Source organism: Synoicihabitans lomoniglobus (assembly GCF_029023725.1).
GTDB lineage: Bacteria > Verrucomicrobiota > Verrucomicrobiia > Opitutales > Opitutaceae > Actomonas > Actomonas lomonigloba.
In genome coordinates this window covers 2438636-2455613 of the sequence record NZ_CP119075.1, presented here as the reverse complement: position 1 = coordinate 2455613, position 16978 = coordinate 2438636, and the positions used below count along the sequence as shown (strand labels likewise).

Annotated in this window: 15 protein-coding genes and 1 tRNA gene; 10 read left to right on the top strand and 6 right to left on the bottom strand. The window is 60.9% G+C overall.

What is annotated here, in order from left to right; genetic code table 11:
• The first annotated feature begins 128 nt into the window (after positions 1 to 128).
• The 3 genes from PXH66_RS09625 (at position 129) to PXH66_RS09615 (ending at position 1034) form a co-directional block, all read left to right on the top strand.
• On the top strand, positions 129 to 281 hold the full coding sequence (locus PXH66_RS09625; protein WP_330932337.1) for a hypothetical protein: 153 nt from the start codon (positions 129 to 131) through the stop codon (positions 279 to 281).
• Between the two features lie 7 nt (positions 282 to 288).
• A complete protein-coding gene (locus PXH66_RS09620) occupies positions 289 to 693 on the top strand; it encodes a type II toxin-antitoxin system VapC family toxin (RefSeq protein WP_330931372.1) in 405 nt (134 codons plus the stop codon).
• Positions 694 to 959: 266 nt separating this feature from the next.
• Positions 960 to 1034, top strand: a tRNA-Met gene (locus PXH66_RS09615).
• Between the two features lie 644 nt (positions 1035 to 1678).
• Here the strand turns inward: PXH66_RS09615 and PXH66_RS09610 are convergent.
• Positions 1679 to 2296 carry a LysE family translocator gene (locus PXH66_RS09610; protein ID WP_330931371.1) on the bottom strand — a complete coding sequence of 206 codons (618 nt, stop codon included), beginning with the start codon at positions 2294 to 2296 and terminating at the stop codon, positions 1679 to 1681.
• Between the two features lie 319 nt (positions 2297 to 2615).
• Here PXH66_RS09610 and PXH66_RS09605 point away from each other — a divergent pair, with 319 nt between their 5' ends.
• From PXH66_RS09605 to PXH66_RS09595, 3 genes are all read left to right on the top strand, one after another.
• Entirely contained in the window at positions 2616 to 3584 is a 969-nt protein-coding gene (locus PXH66_RS09605; RefSeq protein ID WP_330931370.1) for a hypothetical protein, read from the top strand.
• A 127-nt stretch (positions 3585 to 3711) separates the two neighbouring features.
• Positions 3712 to 4545 carry a hypothetical protein gene (locus PXH66_RS09600; protein WP_330931369.1) on the top strand — a complete coding sequence of 278 codons (834 nt, stop codon included), beginning with the start codon at positions 3712 to 3714 and terminating at the stop codon, positions 4543 to 4545.
• Between the two features lie 186 nt (positions 4546 to 4731).
• On the top strand, positions 4732 to 5589 hold the full coding sequence (locus PXH66_RS09595; protein WP_330931368.1) for an MBL fold metallo-hydrolase: 858 nt from the start codon (positions 4732 to 4734) through the stop codon (positions 5587 to 5589).
• Between the two features lie 21 nt (positions 5590 to 5610).
• Here PXH66_RS09595 and PXH66_RS09590 read toward each other — a convergent pair whose 3' ends face one another.
• From PXH66_RS09590 to PXH66_RS09575, 4 genes are all read right to left on the bottom strand, one after another.
• Entirely contained in the window at positions 5611 to 5994 is a 384-nt protein-coding gene (locus PXH66_RS09590) for a response regulator (protein ID WP_330931367.1), read from the bottom strand.
• A 36-nt stretch (positions 5995 to 6030) separates the two neighbouring features.
• Positions 6031 to 7815, bottom strand: coding sequence for a glutamine--tRNA ligase (gene glnS, locus PXH66_RS09585; RefSeq protein WP_330931366.1), 1785 nt, complete (start codon positions 7813 to 7815; stop codon positions 6031 to 6033).
• An 87-nt stretch (positions 7816 to 7902) separates the two neighbouring features.
• Positions 7903 to 9642, bottom strand: a complete 1740-nt coding sequence (locus tag PXH66_RS09580) for a putative manganese-dependent inorganic diphosphatase (protein WP_330931365.1) — start codon at positions 9640 to 9642, stop codon at positions 7903 to 7905.
• Between the two features lie 117 nt (positions 9643 to 9759).
• On the bottom strand, positions 9760 to 10539 hold the full coding sequence (locus PXH66_RS09575) for a type II secretion system protein (RefSeq protein WP_330931364.1): 780 nt from the start codon (positions 10537 to 10539) through the stop codon (positions 9760 to 9762).
• 110 nt (positions 10540 to 10649) lie between these two features.
• On the opposite strand from PXH66_RS09575, the gene ilvE reads away from it, so the two are divergent.
• From ilvE to PXH66_RS09555, 4 genes are all read left to right on the top strand, one after another.
• Complete coding sequence (gene ilvE, locus PXH66_RS09570; protein WP_330931363.1) at positions 10650 to 11516, top strand: branched-chain-amino-acid transaminase; 867 nt, start codon at positions 10650 to 10652, stop codon at positions 11514 to 11516.
• Positions 11517 to 11811: 295 nt separating this feature from the next.
• A complete protein-coding gene (locus PXH66_RS09565) occupies positions 11812 to 12264 on the top strand; it encodes a UvrB/UvrC motif-containing protein (RefSeq protein ID WP_330931362.1) in 453 nt (150 codons plus the stop codon).
• Entirely contained in the window at positions 12264 to 13361 is a 1098-nt protein-coding gene (locus PXH66_RS09560; protein ID WP_330931361.1) for a protein arginine kinase, read from the top strand. The genes PXH66_RS09565 and PXH66_RS09560 overlap by 1 nt, the downstream gene beginning before the upstream one ends.
• 29 nt (positions 13362 to 13390) lie before the next feature.
• Positions 13391 to 15910, top strand: coding sequence for an ATP-dependent Clp protease ATP-binding subunit (locus PXH66_RS09555; RefSeq protein WP_330931360.1), 2520 nt, complete (start codon positions 13391 to 13393; stop codon positions 15908 to 15910).
• 100 nt (positions 15911 to 16010) lie between these two features.
• Here PXH66_RS09555 and PXH66_RS09550 read toward each other — a convergent pair whose 3' ends face one another.
• Positions 16011 to 16955 (bottom strand): DUF4214 domain-containing protein, encoded by a 945-nt coding sequence (locus PXH66_RS09550; RefSeq protein ID WP_330931359.1) that lies wholly within the window; start codon positions 16953 to 16955, stop codon positions 16011 to 16013.
• Positions 16956 to 16978: the final 23 nt, after the last annotated feature.

Here is a 16978-nt window from a genome sequence, read left to right as displayed (position 1 = left end):
TGGCATATGCAAAGCATATGCCAAGTCACACCTCCTCAGATAATCCGTCCAAGCGGGCATCGCTTTTTCGTAACGGACGTAACCAAGCTGTGCGGATTCCTCGGGAATTTGAGTTGCCGGGGAAAGATGTGATTATTCGGCAAGAGGCCACGCATCTGGTAATCGAACCCGTTCCCACCAAGCGTTCGCTGCAAGCGGTCTTGGCGGAACTGAAACCATTGGATGTGACCTTCCCTGATGTGGATGAGGGACTGCCTCCTTTGCAGGACGTAACCCTCTGAGATTTCGATGTCTGCCCGCTACCTGTTGGACACCAATATCGTGTCCGACCTGATCCGAAACCCTCAGGGTAAAATTAGAGACATGATCGTGGATCGCGAGGAGTCGACGGTGGCGATATCTGTGATTGTGGCGGCAGAAATTCGTTTCGGTTGCCGGAAGCGGGACTCGGCTAAACTTACGCGGCAAGCGAATGCGATTATCGAAGCGCTGACCGTGCTCCCCTGGGAATCGCCGGCGGACGAGTGCTACGCTCGGATTCGAAATGATTTGGAAGTAAAGGGAGAATCCATTGGTCCCAACGACCTGCTGATCGCCGCCCACTGCCTCGCACTCGGACTCACCCTCGTCACCGCCAACCAACGCGAATTCGAACGGGTGAAAGGACTCAAAGTCGAAAACTGGCTGGAGTGACCTGACGAGCTTGGTGCGTGAATCTTAGGGCCAGAAAAGGGGTCTGGCATTGAGATTTGGGGGCAATGGCCGGAAAAAAAGGGATTTCATACTATGATGCCTCTCCTGCGGCCGCAGAGTTAGATTCTTCGCGCGCTCGTCTGTGCCGGAGGAATGCGAATCCCGCTGCTTGGAGGCAGGAGAGGCGGAACGCGCTGATCAATTTCTCCGGGCGCGGCGCTTGACAAAGTGGGCAGGGAAAATTTCGCTCCGCCCTCCATCTGACCGGCAGGGTAGCTCAGTGGTAGAGCAGAGGACTCATAAGCCTTTGGTCGCGGGTTCAAATCCCGCCCTTGCCACCACTTACATCCCGCGCGGCGGGATGACCCGTTGGATTTGGGATTTTCACCCGCTGGGTTCGCGGGTGTCTGGCAATCGGGCAGCGCCCGAAGAACAAATCCCGCCCTTGCCACCACTTACATCCCGCACGGCGGGATGACTCGATGGATTTAGGATTTTCGGGTCCAAACCATAAGTATGGGGGGCAAATAGCGAGAGGAACCAAAAGAGGCTGGTTAGTATTTGGCCGGACTGCGTGGAGGTAGGGCGGTTTCGCCGTAAACCGCCGAACACGTTTAGCTCGGAAAACGAACTCGGACCCCGGTGCTCCGCTTCGGCGCGCTCGGCGAGCACGCCCTACCGTTGGGTCGTGAGGGGGGCGCGGTCGGTGGGGAGATCGATAACGAAGAAAGAGAAAGGCGAAAGAGGAGGTGTTGCTCGTTGCTGGGGCTTTCAGGCCGAATCTGCGTCAGGGTAGGAGCGAGCTTGCTCGCGATTGGACCTGCCTCGTAGTGCAGGCGTGCCTCATTCGGGGGCTGTCATCTTCAGGGTAGGGCGGTTTCGCCGTAAACCGCCGAACACGTTCAGCTTGGAAAACGAACTCGGACCCCGGTGCTCCGCTTCGGCGAGCACGCCCTACCATTGGGTCGTGAGGCCGGTGGTTGAACTACGATTTGAGAATGACGTAGCCGCCGGTGCCAATTAGCACACTTCCCGCAATGGTTTTGACGGGGCGAGTGACGCGGGTGGACTTCCAGCGCTCGACCAGCGTGCGGGCCAGGAGGGCGTATCCCAGTTTTACGCCGCCCACCGTGATTGTTGTGATCGCCAGGATCAGCAGGTAATCCGTCCGTCCGAAGCGGGTGAGGTCGAAGAGCGTCGGGAACAGGCTGGCGTAAAACAAAATGGCTTTGAGGTCGCCGAAGGTCAGAAACAGTCCGGCCAGAAAGCTCTTCGCGAGGGTGGCTGCTCCGGTGGCGGCGGGCGTGGCGGGTGTCGTCTGGCCCGCACGTATCAATCCGATGCCGATCCAGATGAGGTAGGCTCCGGCGGCGTAGCGCATGAGGGCAAAGACGCCGCCGAACGTTTGGGCCAACGAGACCATGCCAAATATCGCCAAACTGGCGAAGATCAGATCGGCCGCGACGATGCCCGCCGCGACTGCTGCGCCATTCCTGAAGCCCAAGGTGGCTGAACGTGTGACCACGAGCGCCACGCTTGCGCTGGGGAGCGCGGCCAAGCTTACCATGAGGGCGAAAAACGTCAGTAGCGCGAGAGGTGGCATCTTCTTGGGGGAGGTTTACGGACATTGATGATTCGCGACAAGAAATGCGATCGGAGATGGTTTCGCCAGCCGGGAAGACCGGGCGGCCACGGGTCCTTCTGTAAGCGCCACCGCCTCCTGCAACCTGCGCGATGATAACGCGTCGAGGGATTGCAAATTGAAACATTTGATGTCGTCACGGGGCCGTGGAGATTTTGGGCGAGAGATTACTAAAATACTGACAGGTAACGTGATAAATAAAAATCACCGGGGGCCGGCGCTGGGTTGGCACGGTTGAGGCGAATGGCGAATCCAATCCTCAACCCAGGAGAAAATTACCATGAAAAATACCAAATCCCGCACTCTCGCGATCGGTCTGATCGCCTCCGCCATCACTCCGTTCGCTTTCGGTCAGGTTTCGGGCGCGATCGACGCCACGGTTAATGCGACCACGGCCGCGACGGCGGCCACGCAGGCCTCGGCCGACGCCGCGACCCAAGCTTCGGTCAATGCATCGCAAGCCGCCAACGCGGCGACGAATGCTTCGCTCAACGCCACGGCGGCGTCGCAACAAGCGGCCGCGCAAGCCGCCCAAACGGCCGGCGCAGCGGCCACCAACGCCGCCAACGCGTCTGCCAATGCCGCCTCGAATGCCGCGACTCAAGTTTCCGGATCAGTGAACGCGGCCGCCAATCAAGCCGCCGCCGCCGCCGCGCAGACTGAGGTGGGGGTGAATGCCGCCCACTCGAGCGCGGCTCGCACCTCCGCCGTGACCGACCGCGCCGCTCTGGCCGTCAGCGCCACGGGCGAGGTAACCCCGTCGGTGCGTGCCTCGATGGCCAACCAGAACGTGACGGGACGCGTCGATGGTCAGATTGATGTCAATACCGCCGCTCAGGGTGCGGGAGTGACCACGTCCCAGACGGCTGCGCCAGCGTTCGAAGCGTCTTTTGACTCCGCGACCACGGTGAATCAGGTCAACACGGTTTCCTTTGAAACGCGTGACGCGGTGCTCGCTGATATCGACGCCCGAGTCGAAAACAGCGCGGCTGCGATGCAGAGTGTCCGCGCCGAAGCTCGCACCATGCGAGGCGAAGCGCAGGAGCGCTTTCTCGAAGCCGTGGCCACCTATCGCGAGGCCCACGCCGAGGTGAAGGCGGACATCAATGAAGCGCGTGTCGCCGCGCGCAACGAGTTTGACGATGCGCGTGAGGAACTGGCTTCGAGCTTGAAGACCTATGCGGAGGCGAGTGCCGAACTCGAAGCTCGTGCGACCGCCAACGTCCGTTCCGGCAACGTGGATGGCTAATTCCCCCGCGTCACCTCGATTGATTCACTCAGCCTGGTAACTCACCGCCGGCGGATGCGCGGAGAATTGAACCCTCCCGCCTCTCCGCCGGCGTTTCAGGTTACCGCTCCACAGTCTTAAATTTATCATGCAAACTTATCGCGTTCCTCTTATTCGCCGGCTCAGTCCGGTCACCTGGTGCGGCGGCCTGGCGGCCCTCGCCTTTGTCGCCGGCATGGCCCGGGCTCAATCCGGTGGTGCCTCGGCGTCGGCCACGTCTCCGGCGGTGGTGCAGAAGCTCGAAACGGGCGTCAGCTACAGCCGGGGCGACTATGGCCTCGCCACCGATACCGAGGTGCTGGTCGTGCCGTTTAATTATGTGAACGAAACCGGTCCCTGGAAGTTTCGCGCCACGTTGCCGTGGTTGCATCTCACCGGTCCGGCGGCAGTGGTCGCCGACGGTGGGGGCACCGCTGGCGGCCCGGTGCGGCCGAACGGCAGCTCCACGTCGGGACTGGGCGATTCGATGCTCACCGCGACCTACGCGCTCGCGGCGCCGCCCGCGGGCTGGCGCACGGATCTCTCCGCCAAGGTCAAGTTGCCCACCGGCGACGAAGATCGGGGCCTGGGCACGGGGGAATTCGACTATTACGGACAGGTTGATTTTTACCGCACCTACGCGTCGTTCACCCCGTTTTTCAACGGCGGTTACCGGGTGCTCGGCGACGGTATTTATCAGCTCAAAGACGGTTTCTACGCTTCCGGCGGCGTGGTCGTGCCGATCGCGGATGCCTCGAGCATCGGCGGTGCGCTCAACTGGCGCGAAGCCATCGTGGCCGGCGGTGATGACGCCACCGAAGCGAGTGCATTCTACCACACGCAACTCAGCTCGAACTGGTCGACCACGGTCTACGCCATGAAAGGCTTTACCGATGCCAGCGCCGATTACGGCGCGGGGGCTTCGTTCTCGTTCAAGTTCTAGAACGACCCGACTCGATGGGAGTCCGCGCGTCTCGCCGCGTCCGGTTCGCCGGGCGCGGCTTTTTGCTATGATACGGCACTGAACCGAGTCACGCCGGGGGTGGTTGTCATGGGTCCGAGGAGGGCGCGTTGAACGATCAAACCGGTTGGACTGGGTGAAGAGGGGATTTTAGGACACGGTGCGGCCATGAAATCCATGCTACTCGGGACATTATTGGCTATCAGTTGGGGTGCGGTCAGCGGAGTGGCACAGGAGGACTGGGAGGCAGTGGAGATGAAGCTCACGCCGTTGGCGGGGGGCGTGCACATGTTGGAAGGGCGCGGCGGAAACATCGGTGTTTTGGTGACCGATGAAGGCGTGCTGATGGTCGACGACGAATTTTTGCCCCTGGCCGATAAAATCGAGGCGGCGATCCGTGAGGTGTCCGACGGCCAAGTGATTTACCTGCTGAACACGCACCATCATGGCGACCACACCGGCAGCAACGAACACTTCGGCCAATCGGCCACCATCGTGGCGCACGAGAATGTGCGGAGTCGCTTGGCGGCGAGCGCGGGCAAGCCGGCAGCGGCGTTGCCGGTCATTACTTTCGATCATGCCGCCTCGGTGTATTTCGGTGGCGAGCACATCACGCTGTTGCATCACGGCCCGGGGCACACGGATGGCGATGCGGTGATTCGTTTCGATCGGGCCAACGTGGTCCACATGGGTGATCTGTTTTTTAACGGGCGCTTTCCTTACGTGGACCTGAACAGCGGGGGATCAATCGATGGTTATCTTGCCGCCGTCACGGCGGTGGCGGCGGTGGTGGATGCGGACACCAAGATCATCCCGGGACACGGGGCGTTGGCGGATCGCGAAGCTTTGCTCAACTACCGCAATATGATCCGAAACACCGTGGCACTGGTGCGGGCCGCCCAAGCGGACGGTCAAAACATCGGCGACATTCTGCGCAGCGGTGCGATGGAGCCGTGGGCATCGTGGGGCGAGGGATGGATCACGACCGAACGTTGGATCCAGACGATTTTCAACGATACGGAGTAGCTTCTCCGCCCTCGGCGAAGTTCAAGCGGGGGCTGGCGGATTCCCCAGCAGCTCCTCGATGGCGGATGCCAGTTTGGAGGGAGCGACGGGTTTGGTGAGCGCAGCGTTGGCGCCGGCGGCCCGGGCCATGGTGAGGTAGTCGACCGGCCCCACATGGCCGCCGCCGGAAATGGCGATGATGGGCAGGATGGGATTGGTGCGGCGGATTTCCAAAATCGTCTCAATGCCTTCCTTGTCGGGCATGAGCACATCGGTGACGAGCAGGTCAATCGGCTGCAGTTCCAATTGCTCAATGACCTCCGCACCATTCACCACGGAAATGACCTCGTGTCCCCGGTCTTCGAGGGTCGCGGTCGTGATTTCGAGCAAGTCGGGGTTGTCGTCCGCAATGAGAATTCGGGCCATGAGAGGAAAGGCGTTCGAGAGAGCCGCGCGGAGAGTTTATTTGGACCACGTATCGCGCAGCGTAATTGTGCGATTGAAGACGGGGCGGTCGGCTGTGCTCTCGATCGCATCGGCGGTGAAGTAGCCGAGGCGTTCGAATTGGTAGGCGACCCCGGCGGGAGCCTGGGCGAGGGCGGGCTCGATTTTGGCCGCCACGGTGACGAGGGATTCAGGGTTGAGCACGGTGGTGAAATCATCCTCGGCCCCCGGCTCGGCCACGGTGAAGAGACGATCGTAGAGGCGCACGGTGGCATCCACGGCGTCGGTCGCGCTGACCCAGTGAATGGTGCCCTTTACCTTTTGATTGGAATTGGGCTGTCCCCGACGCGTGGTGAGATCGGCGGTGCAGTGGACTTCCGTCACGTGGCCCTCGGCGTCTTTGATGACTTCGTCACACGTGATGATGCAGCCGTATTTCAGCCGCACGCTGCCACCGGGTTTGAGGCGGCGAAATTTGGGCGGAGGGATTTCGGCGAAGTCGTCGGATTCAATGTAGACCTCGCGGGTGAGGCGCAAGGGACGCGAACCGAGTGACTCGTCCTGCGGATGATTGCCGGCTTCGCATGCGTAGACCTCGTCGGGGGCGAGGTTGGTGAGCACGAGTTTGAGGGGCGCGAGCACACCCATGCGGCGTTCGGCGGCGGCATTGAGTTCGTCGCGCACGACGCCCTCGTAGACGGCGGCTTCGGTGACACTGTCGAATTTCGTGATGCCGATGCGGTAGGCGAAGTTGCGCACGGCCGCGGCCGGCACGCCGCGACGACGCAGTCCGGCGAGCGTGGGCAGGCGCGGATCGTCCCAACCGTCGACGTGTCCCTCCTGCACGAGGCGCATGAGACGGCGTTTGCTGAACAAGGTGTAGGCGAGGTTGAGCTTCGCGAACTCGATTTGGCGCGGGCTGGTGCGCGGCAGTTCCAGTGATTTAAGAATCCAATCGTAGAGTGGACGGTGCACCTCGAACTCGAGCGTGCACAACGAGTGCGTAATGCCTTCGAGATAGTCGCTGAGGCAGTGCGCGAAATCGTAGAGCGGGTAGATGCACCAGCCGGCCCCGGCGTGGTGATGCGCGATGTGGCGGATGCGGTAAATCAACGGATCGCGCAGCCACACGTTGGGGGAGGCCATGTCGATCTTGGCGCGCAGGGTGCGGGCGCTGTCGGGGAATTCGCCAGCCCGCATGCGGCGGAAGAGGTCGAGGTTTTCTTCGATCGAGCGGTCGCGGTGCGGGCTGTTGCGGCCGGGCTCGGTCGGCGTGCCCCGATAGGCCTCGGTCTCTTCGGGCGTGAGGTCGCAGACGAAGGCCTTGCCGGCCATGATCAGCTTCTCGGCGTAGGTGTAGAGTTGTTCGAAGTAGTCGCTGGTGAAAAACGGTTCAATGTCGGTCGTTCCAGCGGGGGCGGGTTCGGCGATGAAATCGGTCGTGCCGTTGATGTCGTGAGCGGAGGGGGGGGCGCCGCGCGGTTTTTCGCCGAGAACACCGTCGGCCCAGCCGCTGATGAGCCAGCGGATGTCGGTGGTGATGGAATCCACATACTCGGTGTCCTCTTTGACGGGATTGGTGTCGTCGAAGCGCAGGTTGCAACGGCCGTGGTTTTCGACGGCGATGCCGAAGTTGAGGCAGATTGATTTGGCGTGCCCGAGATGCAGGTAGCCGTTGGGCTCGGGCGGGAAACGCGTGACGATTTGCGGCGTGCGACCGGCGGCGATATCGGCGGCGATGATGTCGCGAATGAAGTCGGAAGGCGTGGCGGCGGGCGGCGTTTCAGAATGAGGGTCGCTCATGGCAAAAGGGAGACGGAGGAGCGAGCGGCCGGGACGGCCCCCACTCGTTCAAGTGAGTGTGGAAGGGGGAGGAGGCGGGGAGGCTGCTCAGGCTGACGCCGAGTTGAAAGGGGCTTCGGTCCGGCCGCGGGCGGAGGGCATGGTGCCGTCGACCTGCATTTCTTTGAGGACGCTGCCGAGGAAGGGGATGAGCTGTTTTTTGCGGCTCACGATGCCGGGCATGTCGAAGATCTCATCCTTTTCCACGTGGGGGTAGTTGATGTGCGAAATGACCTCGGCATCGCCTTTGACCAACAGCAGCGAGTTCTGCGTGTTGATGTCGGTGACGAGCAGGCAGGCGAAGGTGAGCTTTTCGTCCTGGCAAACGGCCTCGAGGGCCTTGGCCAGCGGCCGATGGTGGGACCAGAAGTTGCCGAAGCCGAGTTCCTCGACCTGGGAGACGGCAAAACGCACGCCGTCTTCCTCGTAAATCTTGTGGTCCGAGCGGATGACGGCTTCGGGTTTGCTGGAGAGGATGATCGAACCCGAGGCGAAAATTTCGTCGGCAAGTTTCTTGGAATCGACACCGGCAATGCCGCTGAGCCATTGCAAAATCTCCGCGTCCTTTTCGGTGGAGGTCGGGCTGTTCAGATGGAGCGTGTCGGAGATGATACCGCTCATCATGATGCCGGCGATGTCGGCAGAAGGCTGCAGGTCGCTGCGGCGGTAAAGGTCGGCGACGATCGTGCAGGTCGAGCCGACGGGCTCATTGATGAAAAGGATCGGTTGCGCGGTGTTGAGCGAACCGAGGCGGTGATGATCGATGATTTCGGAGATCTCCACCTGATCGGCCCCGGGCACGGCCTGGGTCATTTCGTTGTGATCAACGAGGATGAGTTTGCGCTTAACGGGGCGCAGCACGTCGGTCTTGGTGAGGATGCCGGCGAGGCGTCCGTCGTCGTTGAGCACCATGAACGCGGGCGCGGAGGAAACGGCGAGTTTCTTGCGCAGGTCGCTCAGTCTGGAGTCGGGGCTGAGCGAGGAGAATTTCGGCTGGATGAGTGCCTTGATGCTGGAGGCGGTGCGAATCGCCCAAGCGGTGGTCGCCGTGTCGTGCGGGCTGACCAGAATCGCGACGCCGGCGGCCGCGGCCTGCGCCACGACTTCATCTTCGACGGGAAGATTGCCGGTGATGATGAGGGCGCGGACACCGTTTTGGATGGAGCGTTGTTGAATGTCCCAACGGTCTCCGACGATGACCATCGAGCGATCCGCCGGAATATTTTCGTCGGACGACACCTTCCAAAACGATCGCACATCCATGGCGCCGATGCGCACGAACAGTTCGCCGATTTCCTCGTTGCGCACCGGGTTGAGCACGCGGGCTTTGAGTGCGCGGGCGACTTGATCGAGGCTGGTGATGACTTTGCGCATCTCGCGCGGAGCGCTGACCTTGGGCACGAAAAATCCCCCCAGATCGAAGATGGTGAGCTGGCCCTTGACGTAGCGTTCATCCGAAATGACGGGCAGCACGCGCACATCGTGTTGGTCGACGAGTTCGAGCGCTTCGGCACACGTGGCGTTTTCGGTGACCGATACGACGTCCTTGATCATGACATCGCGGACTCGCGGCGTGACATCGGTCAGGTAGACCGGGGCCGGCTGATGGAACCGGGTAAGGATCGTATCGATGCGGGCATTGGTGTTACCGCAGCGGGCGGCGATGTAGCCGGTTTTACCCTGAGCCTGCTTGAGAGCGGCGTAGGCGATGGCGGAACAAACAGCGTCGGCGTCGGGATTGCGATGGCCGATAATGTAGGTGTGGGGCGCGTTGGGAGCAGCGGTCATGAACGGTGTTGAACGAAAAGCGTGAGAGGGCGCTCAGTCGCAGTAAACGGTAATTTGGCCCACAAGAAAGCCCGGTCGGTGCGACCGGGCTGAAATAAGTTCGGACTGTAGGGAGGATTACGGACCCTGCAGGGCGCCGGTGCCATTGGCGCTGACAATGCCGTTGCCCGAATCCTGACCGAGGATCTGCACCGCAGTGGTGCCGTTGGTGCGGTTGGGCACGGCCTGGCGCAGGTTGGAGGTCGTTCGGCCGGTGTTGCTGATGAGCGTGCCCTCGACGGCGGAGAAGAATTCGACATTGCCGCCGAGGAAAACGATGTGCCCGCCGGTTTCGGCGTAGACGCCCCGGTTGACATCGTCCTCGGAGGCACCGTCGCCCGACCATGTGCCATCCGATCGCAGACCCCGGGTGAATGCCAGCGGGGTGGTGGAGGCGTCGTTGACGCGAAGCCCGGCGACCACGTTGAAGGAGGTGGTGCCGAGACCGGTGAACGCCGATTCCAAGGTGGGCGGGGTGGAAATGGTGGGATCCAGAACCGTCGGGGGCAGGGCGGTCTGATCCACGGCGGCATCGAGTTTGGAAATCAGCAGGGTGGGGTCGTTGAACCCACCGTAACGGGCGAGTTGACCAAACCACTGCCAGTAGCGTTCGTTGGTGCCGGCGATGGTGCGGCTGGTTTGTTGCGGATTGGGGAGAACGTCGCGGTTGTCGGCGGCGTAGATCATGGCGGCTTTGCTGAGCTCGCGGAGATTGTTGGCATCGACGGCGCGTTGGGCGGTTTCTCGAGCCTTGCCCACGGTGGGGATGATGATGGCAGCCAGAATCCCCAGAATGGCTATGACGGTGAGAAGCTCGATGAGCGTGAAGCCCGCGGGAGATCGATTGAATGTCTTCATCGGCATGGGTGACGCATAAACAGTGCCTCTTTCGGAGCGTCGTAACACAAGAAGAAACTCCGGCCCGGGCTCGACAATTACGCTACGCTCTCCGTAGCGTCCGCCGACTTATGAAAGTATATCTCGATGGCCAACTGGTCGAAGAAGCTGACGCCAAGATTTCCGTGCTCGATCACGGTTTGCTGTATGGTGACGGCATTTTTGAGGGCATCCGAATCTACGACAGCAATATTTTCCGTTTGGACGAGCATCTGGAGCGTTTCGAATATTCGGCCAAGGCGATCCTGCTCAAGATGCCGTGGACGCGTGAAGAAATCAGTGAGGCGGTCTGCGCCACCTGTCGTGCGAATGGCCTGAAGGACGGTTATATCCGTCTGGTCGCGACGCGCGGCAAGGGCGACCTCGGCCTCTCGCCGTGGCTGTGCCCGGTGCCGTCGCTCATCGTCATCGCAGACAAGATCAAACTCTACCCGCCGGAACACTACGAGAAGGGGCTGGCCATTGTGACCGTGCCGACGCGGCGAATGAACCCCGCGGCGCTCAGCCCGGCGATCAAGTCGTTGAACTACTTGAACAACATTCTCGCGAAGATTGAGGCCCAGCAGTTTGGCGCGCTCGAAGCGATCATGCTCAATGACCAGGGCATGGTGGCGGAGTGCACCGGCGACAACGTGTTCATCGTGCACAAGGGCAAGATTTACACCCCTTCCGCTCAGCAAGGGGCGCTCAAAGGCATCACCCGGGACACCATTTTCGACATCGCGGCGGACCTCGGTTTGCCGATCGCGGAGCACGATCTCACGCGTTACGACATCTGGAACGCCGACGAATGTTTCCTCACCGGCACCGGTGCCGAGGTGATTCCCGTGGTCAAATTGGATGGCCGGGAAATCGGTTCCGGCCAGCCCGGCCCCATTTTCAAGCAGGTGCTTGAGGCGTTCCGGATTCGCGTTCGCCAAGAAGGCACCCGCCTCTGAGCCAGAGTGGCGAGGCGAGACGGCTCGGGTCTCGTCACAGTGTGACAACGTGACGCTGCTCAGTGACGCGTGGTGGACGCGTTGGCACACATCAGGGGTCGTTTTAAGTCGTTTCAGGGCCTTGCAACATGTGTCGATAGTGGCATGATGAATGCAGTTCGTGGGAGCGACCGTGACCGGTGTGTAGGCCCGTCGTTCTTCAATATTTTTCTCAATCCCTCCCGACAATAAAATGGCCAGCCCGCTCAAATGCGATCTCTGCGATAACTCCGCTACGGTGCATCTCACTCAAATCGTGAATCACAAGGTTCACAAAGTGGATCTCTGTGAATCATGCGCCCAAGCCAAGGGAGTCACGGACCCGAGTGGGTTTTCCCTCGCGGATCTTTTGCTCAAAGCATCGCTCAATCCGGAACCAGACACCGTGACCGGTTTGCGCTGTGAACAGTGCGGTTTCACCCCGGAGGAATTCAAAAAGACCGGTCGTTTCGGCTGTCCGCAATGTTACGAGACTTTCACCGACATCGTATCGCCGATGCTCGACAACATGCACAAAGGCACCGTGCACGTGGGAAAAGTCCCCGAACGTGCGCTCCTGCGCAAACAGCTCCACGATCGCCTGCATAATTTGGAGACGTCACTCAGCGAGGCGATCAAGTCCGAACGCTACGAGGACGCCGCCAAGTTCCGCGATGAGATCGTCCAAGTCCGCGAGGAAGCCGGACTCGCTCCCACGCCCACCTCCTAATGCCACTCAGCATCGACAATCTTATCTCCGCACGGGCGGAGTTGACCGACAACAGCAGCACCAAGTGCCCGGTGGTGTTGATGACGCGGATACGTCTGGCGCGTAATCTCGCCTCGCACAATTTTCCGGGTCGAGCCCAGGCCGTCGAGCGCCGCGAAGTCTTCGCGCAATGTCGCGAGGCGGTCATGGCGACGAAGGCGTTGAAGCGCGGGGTCAGCATGGCGGTCAACGAACTGGAGCCGTTGCATCGGCAGGTTTTGGTCGAGCGTCACCTCATCAGTCGCGAGTTGAGCAACTCTTCGGAAGGGGCGGGCGCCATCATCAACAAGGACCAAAGCGTCTCGGTCATGATCAACGAGGAGGACCACCTGCGTATTCAAGTTTTGCGCAACGGTCTGCAGTTGAAGCGGGCTTGGAATGCGATCGACACACTGGATACGGCGCTCGAAGGCACGCTGGATTATGCGTTTTCCCCCCGCCTCGGCTACATCACGGCCTGTCCGACCAATGTCGGCACCGGCATGCGGGGCTCCGCCATGATGCACCTGCCCGCGCTGGTGATTGCCGGTCAGATGGAAAAGGTAGTTCGCGCCGTCAACCAACTAGGCATGGTCGTGCGCGGGCTCTTCGGCGAAGGGTCGGATGCCAGCGGCAGCATGTTCCAAATCTCGAATCAGACCACGCTGGGCGAATCGGAGGTCGATATCGTCAAGCGGCTGCAAAACGTCCTGCAATCCATCGTGGATCACGAGATGAACGCGCGGGCCAAACTGCTGGAAACCAATCCCGCCAAGCTGCCCGACAAGATCGGCCGCGCCTACGGCGTCCTTAAACACGGTCACATCATCAGCTCCTCCGAAGCGATGAATCTGCTCTCGCTGGTGCGCCTGGGCGTCGATCTGGGTTATTTCCCGGACGAACTGCGCACCGGCATTGACCGCCTGTTCATCGAGGCGCAGCCCGGCCACATCTCTCACCGTTCCGGCCAAAAAAATCTCAATTCCGAACAGCGCGACGAACTGCGCGCGACCCACTTGCGGGAGGAGTTTGCCAATTTTACCACTCCCGGCTATGCCTCTGCTGTTGGGGAAAACTGAATTTCTAAAACCACTACATGTCTGAACCCATGAACAATTTCACACCGCGCGCCCAACAAGTCCTCGCTTTGGCGAGAAAGGAAGCTGATCGATTCAACCACAACTACGTGGGGACTGAGCATATCCTGCTCGGCTTGATCAAGCTGGGTCAGGGCGTGGCCGTCAGTGTCCTGCAGAAGATGGGCCTTGATTTGGAAACGGTGCGCGGCGCGGTCGAAAAACAAGTCGGCACCGGCACCGAATCGAAAACCCAGGGCAGCATTCCCTACACGCCCCGCGTGAAGAAGGTGCTCGCTCTGGCCGGCAAGGAAGCCAAGGCGCTCAACCACTCCTACGTCGGCACCGAACACATTCTCCTCGGTCTCCTCCGCGAAGGCGAAGGCGTGGCGGCTCGCGTGCTCAAGTCCCTCGACATCGACATCGAACGCACCCGCAATGAGATCCTGCGCGAACTCGATCCGCAGTTCTCGGGAGGCGAAAACGAACCCGGCGCCGAAGAGGCGGGCACCCCGTCCGGACGCGGCGGCGGCGACGACAAGAAGGAAACCAAGACGCCCGCGCTCAAAGCTTTCGGCCGTGACCTCACCGAACTCGCCCGTAAGGGTGAACTCGACCCGGTGGTCGGTCGCAAACATGAGATTCGCCGGGTCGTGCAGATTCTCTGCCGCCGCACCAAGAACAACCCGGTGCTGATCGGTGAAGCCGGTGTCGGTAAAACCGCCATCGTCGAAGGCCTCGCCCAGGAAATCTCCAGCGGCATCGTGCCGGAAATCCTCTGTGACAAAAAGGTCATCACTCTTGATCTCGCCCTCATGGTCGCCGGCACCAAATACCGCGGTCAGTTCGAAGAGCGCATCAAGGCGGTCATGGACGAAATCAAACGCGCCAAGAACATCATTCTCTTCATCGACGAGCTCCACACCATCGTGGGGGCCGGCGCGGCGGAGGGAGCCATGGACGCGTCCAATATTTTCAAGCCCGCCCTGTCCCGCGGGGAGTTGCAGTGCATCGGCGCCACGACCCTCAACGAGTATCGCAAATACATCGAGAAGGACGGCGCGCTCGATCGTCGTTTCCAATCGGTCAAAGTCGAACCGCCGTCCGTCGAAGACACGGTCACGATTCTCAAGGGCATTCGCCACAAGTATGAGGATCACCACAAAGCGATCTTCACCGACCTCTCCCTCGAGACGGCCGCCAAGCTATCCGACCGCTATATCACGGGTCGTTTTCTGCCCGACAAGGCCATCGATGTGATGGACGAAGCCGGTGCGCGCGCCCGTATTTCCTCCCTCAATCGTCCGCCCGAAATCGAAGATCTGGCCAAGGAAATCGACGAGGTTTGCGCCAAGAAAGAGGAGGCCATCGCCGGCCAACATTTCGAGGAAGCCGCCCAATTCCGCGATAACGAGAAACAACTCCGCGCCAAGCAGGAGGAGATCATTGAGACGTGGAAAAAAGAGCGCGAAGAAAACAAGATCACCATCGACGATGAGATGATGATGAAGGTCGTCGCCGACTGGACCGGCATCCCGCTCAATCGCATGGAGAAGAAGGAGACCGAACGCCTCCTCAACCTCGAAAACGAAATTCAAAAAGTTGTCGTCGGCCAAGAGGTCGCCGCGATCGCCATCGCCCGTGCCCTGCGTCGTTCCCGGGCCGACTTGAAGGATCCCCGTCGTCCGATCGGCTCCTTCATGTTCGTCGGACCGACCGGTGTTGGTAAGACTGAAACCGCCAAGCAACTCGCCGCCCAGATGTTCGGCAATCAGGACGCCTTGGTGCAGATCGACATGAGCGAATACATGGAAAAATTTGCCGTGTCCCGCCTCGTCGGATCGCCTCCCGGCTACGTCGGTTACGAGGAGGGTGGTCAGCTGACCGAGGCCGTGCGTCGCACGCCTTACTCGGTCATCCTGTTCGACGAAGTCGAAAAGGCCCACCCGGACGTGCTGCAACTCCTCCTCCAGATCCTGGAAGACGGCCGTCTCACCGATTCGCTCGGGCGGCAGGTCGATTTCCGCAATACGATCATCATCATGACGTCGAACGTCGGAGCGTCGCTCTTGCAGCGTCAGACTTCGATGGGCTTCACCGCCGCGACGGGCAGCTTCAGTGACATGGAGCTGATGCGGGAGAAGGTGCTCGAAGAATCGAAAAAGGTCTTCAAACCGGAGTTTCTTAACCGGATCTCGGACATCATCTTTTTCCGTCCGCTCGAAAAGAACGATCTCATCAAGATCGTCGAAATCGAAGTGCGCAAATTCGCCGAACGTCTTACCGATCGGAAGATCACCCTCGAGTTCACGGACGAGTCGAAGACACTGCTCATCGACAAGGGCTACGACGAAAAATACGGCGCCCGCCCGTTGCGCCGCGCGGTCGAGCACTACCTCGAGGATCCGCTGGCCGAAGCCATCATCCGGGGCACGGTCAAGGACGGTGAGCCCATCCGCGTGGTTCGCGATGGAGACAAGCTGACGTTCGAGCAAATCGAACCCAGCGAACCGACTTCATCGGCCGACGCCGATGCGGAAGTCACGTCCTGAGACTGCGGATACCGCGACCCTTCAACCACCATAACAAAGCCGCTCCCGCGAAACGGGAGCGGCTTTGTTTTGGGCGCGTGGCGAAGCGCCCGGTGCGGACTCAAACGCGAGGTTTGTCTTGGCGAGGACCGTGGTCGTTGCCCGGATGGGCCTGGACCGGTGTGGCCCGCTGGCGCGGCGAAGCTTGCAGAGCGCGATACTCGGGGCTGCTGCGGAGCGCTTCTCGCACGCGCGTCTCGGTCCATTGCCGGTCCCGCATCCGGCTGGTGTAGAAGCGCAATCCGGCGGCATCGGGCTTGCGGTCGAGCACCTCAATGTAAGCGGTGGTGACCAAACGGGGCACGACCACGGTGCGATACTCGGTGCTGCGGCGCAGTTCATTGCGCAGACGTTCTTCGCTCCAGTCCCGGTCCTCCACGATCCCTACGTAATTGCGCAGGCCCTCGGCGTCGGCTTTGCGGCCCAGAATGTCCAGATAGGCGCGCTGCACCACTTGCACGACCTCACGGTGGTGGTCGCGGTCGCGGCGGGAATCACGATGATCGTCGCGACCATCGTCGCGGCGATCTCCGCGAGAGTCGTCGTGGCCGCGGTCATCCCGGCGGTCATCACCGCGTCCGCCGTAGTCTGGTCCCCGGTGACGACTGGAACGTTCGCGCACCGTGATGGAGGAAAGTTCGTCGTTCCAATTGCCCGCGCCGTTGGCGGTCTCAATGCGACCGAGATTGCGGACGCTGTCGCGCAGGGTCAGATTCTCGCCCCGGAAATTGCGGTAGTCGAAAATGGCGACTTCGACGTCCCCGCGGATGCGAATGGAGGAAACGCGGTTGTTGGCGTTGCGCCCGCTGGGGAAGCGTTGGTAATTGAAGTCGTCGATGCTTTCACCGGCTTCCAGTTCGATACGTTCGCCTTGAAAGTTGGGTTGGGAAAAGAGGACTACGGCGGGGCCGGATCGATCGGGTTGGGCCGAGAGGGAGAGTGAGCCGACGACGGGCGCGATGATGCCCAGGATGAGCGGCAAAAGGGAGAAGCGTGGCGGTTTCATGTTCCTTGGGACGAGCAGTCGCG